The sequence below is a fragment of the Acidovorax sp. KPB24-03 genome (assembly GCF_057546605.1).
Window position 1 is genome coordinate 1 of record NZ_BAAJYR010000396.1, and the last position, 3231, is coordinate 3231.

The 3231-nt window shown below is 66.3% G+C and carries 2 protein-coding genes and 3 pseudogenes; 3 read left to right on the forward strand and 2 right to left on the reverse strand.

The genetic code is table 11. The features are described 5' to 3' along the window. Positions 1-188, reverse strand: a pseudogene (locus AC27KI_RS21535) (hypothetical protein); the annotation flags it as partial. Between the two features lie 142 nt (positions 189-330). Between AC27KI_RS21535 and AC27KI_RS21540 the strand changes: the two are divergent. Beyond that, positions 331-411: pseudogene (locus AC27KI_RS21540) on the forward strand (hypothetical protein); the annotation flags it as partial. 165 nt (positions 412-576) lie between these two features. Next, positions 577-842 (forward strand): annotated as a pseudogene (locus AC27KI_RS21545) (IS30 family transposase); the annotation flags it as partial. A 99-nt stretch (positions 843-941) separates the two neighbouring features. On the opposite strand, the gene AC27KI_RS21550 reads toward AC27KI_RS21545, so the two are convergent. Beyond that, positions 942-2006 carry a LysR family transcriptional regulator gene (locus AC27KI_RS21550; RefSeq protein ID WP_487115746.1) on the reverse strand — a complete coding sequence of 355 codons (1065 nt, stop codon included), beginning with the start codon at positions 2004-2006 and terminating at the stop codon, positions 942-944. 169 nt (positions 2007-2175) lie between these two features. On the opposite strand from AC27KI_RS21550, the gene AC27KI_RS21555 reads away from it, so the two are divergent. Continuing rightward, the gene (locus tag AC27KI_RS21555; RefSeq protein ID WP_487115748.1) at positions 2176-3084 is read left to right on the forward strand and encodes an oxidoreductase; all 909 of its coding nucleotides are present in this window, start codon (positions 2176-2178) and stop codon (positions 3082-3084) included. The last annotated feature ends 147 nt before the right edge of the window (positions 3085-3231 follow it).

Sequence of the window (3231 nt, forward strand, 5' to 3'; positions counted from 1 at the left end):
AAAAATTTACCATCATCTCGCCATAAGTGGATCCATCCTGCATAACCGGGAGTTGCTGGGTCGCAAGCCCATCCGTCATATGAAGTTTTGCTCGTTGCTCCAAAATAACCGGCCGCGTATGCGCTATTAGCTCCGACGAAAGCGCTCACACACACCAAACCAGACAACACCACACTTTTCAAACGCATTCTCAATCTCCTTTGCAACAAAAGCGTTTGAATGTACAGAGCAAAACTCACGTGACGGAATGTAATAAGCAATCACAATTTAAATACCGATTGGCGGTCTAAACCCGAAGTGCAACACCTGAACCTCAGGTAACTTGCACAGATGACTTCGCGATACACGCACCTGCAGCCCGAAGAACGCCTGACGCTGGCCTCGCTGGTCCAGCAAGGATGGAGCGGGCGATTCATCGCTCGCCTGCTCGGGCGCAGCCCCGGCACCGTGTACCGTGAGCTGGTACGCAACAGCACCCCTGGCGACGGCTATGCCTTGCGGTCCGCCCAGGCTGCCTGCCAAGCTCGCCGCGATGCAGCGCGTCCTGCCCCCAAGCTGCACCCGCACAGTCGCCTGCTCGCGCAGGCCACAGGCGTGCGCGTGTACTGCTGCGATCCACACAGCCCATGGCAGCGCGGCAGCTGCGAGAACACCAACGGGCTTTTGCGCCAGTTCCTGCCCAAGGGCACTGACCTGGGCATCCACGATCAGGCTGCGCTCGACTCCATTGCCGACCTCATGAACAACCGTCCTCGCCAGACCCTGGAGTGGCGCTCTCCCTATCAGGCGCTCCAGCAGTTCATGCAGGCATTGCTCAGCAGCAGGACGCTACCATTCACTGAGACGGCAAATCCATCTCAATCGAGGTGTTGCACTTCAGGTTTGAGACCGCCCCTTGAAGCTTCTACGGGTGGAGCTCCAAGCGCGAAGACACGCGCCAGTTAAGTCGTTTCCGTAGGGCGTTGTTCCGAGCGGGTCGGCGCCGATGCCGGGGCGGCGGCTGCAGTGGCAGTGGCAGTGGCGACTGCGGCTTTCCGGCTTTTCTTCAGCGCCTTCGCGTGCGCCGCGCTGGCCCCCGCCAACTCCTGCGGGCTCAGGCCGAACGCCGGGTTGTCCGCCAGCATGTCCACCGCCAGGTCGATGAAGGCGCGCACCCGCGCCGGCTGGGCCGCACGGCTGCCGTAGTAGACGTACAAGCCCAGGTGGTGCGCGACCACATCGGTCAGCACCGGCACCAGCCGGCCGCTGCGCACCAGCGGCGCGGCGGTGGTGCCCACCAGCTGTCCGATCGCGTGGCCGCCCAGCACGGCGCGCGCCTCCAGCTCGATGTCGTTGACGCAGAACGCCGGCGCGACGGCATGGGCCACGATCTCTTCGCCCACGCGGAACTCCCACGGCATGGGCTTGCCCGTGGCGGGGTGGCGAAAACCGCTGCAGCGGTGCCCGGCCAGGTCTTCGATGCGCAACGGCACGCCATGGCGCGCCAGGTACTCCGGCGTGGCGCACACCACCAGTTGCAGCGCCATCAGGCGCCGCGCGACGACTCCGCCCTCGGGCGGGTAGCCGGAGCGAAAGCCCACGTCCACCCGGTCCTCCACCCAGTTGCCGATGCGGTCGTCCAGCTGCACATCGGGCTCCACCTGCGGATAGCGGCGGCAGAACGCGTCCACCACGGGCCAGATGACCTCCAGCATCATCGACCGCGGCGCGGTAATGCGCAGCGGCCCGGCGATCTCCTCACGCCCGCGCCGCGCGCCGTGCACCGCCCGCTGCAGGGTGGCCAGCCCGGGCTGCGCGGCATCGAGAAACCGGCGGCCCTCCTCCGTCAGGCTGAGGCTGCGCGTGGTGCGGTGGAACAGCCGCACGCCCAGGTGCGCCTCCAGCTGTGCCAGCGCCAGGCTGGCCGCCTGCGGCGTGACGCCCTGTGCCGAGGCCGCCTGGCGCAGGCTGCCGAGTTCAGCGGCTTTCGCGAAGGTGGCGATGGCCCGCAGTTCGTTGATGGCCATGGCATTCCCCCTTGATTGACCGTCGATTGACAAGTATTGCTTGCGTATGAATCGAGGGATTATGGGCTAGTGCAATGGCAATGGTGTGCCTAAAGTCCCACCCACGGCAGCCGGATCGACCGGCCTGCCAGACCGAGCAGACCGCCAATAGAAACCCGAGGACCTTTCCATGACCGCCACCGCTTCCATTGCCACTTCCGCTTCCGCTTCCACCTCCGCTTCGTCGTCTTCCCATCCCCGCGTCTGGCTGATCACCGGCGCCTCGCGCGGCATCGGTGCCCGCATTGCAGAGGCCGCGCTGGCCCGGGGCGATGCCGTGGTGGCCACCTCGCGCAGCGCGCAGTCCGTCACCCAGCGGCTGGGCACCCACGACGCACTGCTGGCCGTGTCCCTGGACGTGACCGACGAGGCACAGGCCCGCCAGGCGGTGAGCGCCGCGCTGGAGCGCTTCGGCCGGATCGACGTGCTGGTCAACAACGCGGGCTACGGCCTGCTGGGCGCGGTGGAAGAGGCCACCGCCGACGAGGTGCGCAGCCTCTACGACACCAACGTGTTCGGCCTGCTGAACGTGACCCGTGCCGTGCTGCCCACCCTGCGCGCGCAACGCGCCGGCCACGTGATCAACATCTCGTCGCTGGGCGGGGTGCAATCGAGTGCGGGTTTCGGCGTGTATTGCTCGACCAAGTTCGCGGTCGAGGGCCTGACCGAAGCCCTGCACGCCGAGCTGGCACCGCTGGGCATCCACGCCACGGTGGTGGAGCCGGGCTACTTTCGCACCGAATTCCTCGACACGGCGTCGCTGGCGATCTCGCCCCGCGTCGTGGACGACTACGCCGCCAGCGCCGGCGCCGTGCGCGAGGCGGCCCGCCGCATCAATCGGAACCAGCCCGGCGACCCCGTGCGCCTGGCCCAGGCCATCCTGCAACTGGTGGACAGCCCCGCGCCGCCCCTGCGACTGCCGCTGGGCACCGACACCCTGCAGGCCATTGCCGACAAGCACGCGTTCGTGCAGGCGGAAACCGCTCAGTGGCGCGCGCTGGCCGCGTCCACGGACTTCCCGGCGAACGCGGCCGCATGACCCCGGCGGCGCGGCATCATTTGCTACAAATTGAATAGCAATATGCCCTAGAAGAATATGCCGCTGGAGCCGTTTTTGAACCTGTTGTCGGCAACCTTACCCGATCGAAAGAACCCTTCCATGCCTTTGATCGCCCCCTGCCGCAGC